Origin of the sequence: Mesorhizobium sp. M7A.F.Ca.MR.176.00.0.0 (assembly GCF_004023165.1) — a bacterium.
GTDB lineage: Bacteria > Pseudomonadota > Alphaproteobacteria > Rhizobiales > Rhizobiaceae > Mesorhizobium.
In genome coordinates this window covers 1-227 of sequence record NZ_RZTC01000345.1, presented here as the reverse complement: position 1 = coordinate 227, position 227 = coordinate 1, and the positions used below count along the sequence as shown (strand labels likewise).

Genomic DNA, 227 nt, shown 5'->3' with positions numbered 1-227 from the left:
GCCGGCGGCACCGGCCCGTACACCTATACGCTGACCTCGCCGGCCAGCGGCAGCTACGGCAATCTGGTGCTCAACGCCAACGGCACCTACACCTACACGCTGACCCAGACCTATGATGGTGCGACGACCAACAATGGCATCACCACCGAGCAGGACAAGGACAGCTTCACCTATACGGTGACCGACGCCCACGGCAACACCACCACCGGCTCCATCCTGGTCGACAT

The 227-nt window shown here is 63.0% G+C and carries 1 protein-coding gene; it reads left to right on the top strand.

What is annotated here, in order from left to right:
- Window positions 1-227, top strand: a 227-nt coding sequence (locus EOB59_RS35170; protein ID WP_164895884.1) for an Ig-like domain-containing protein, incomplete at both ends; no start/stop codon positions are given.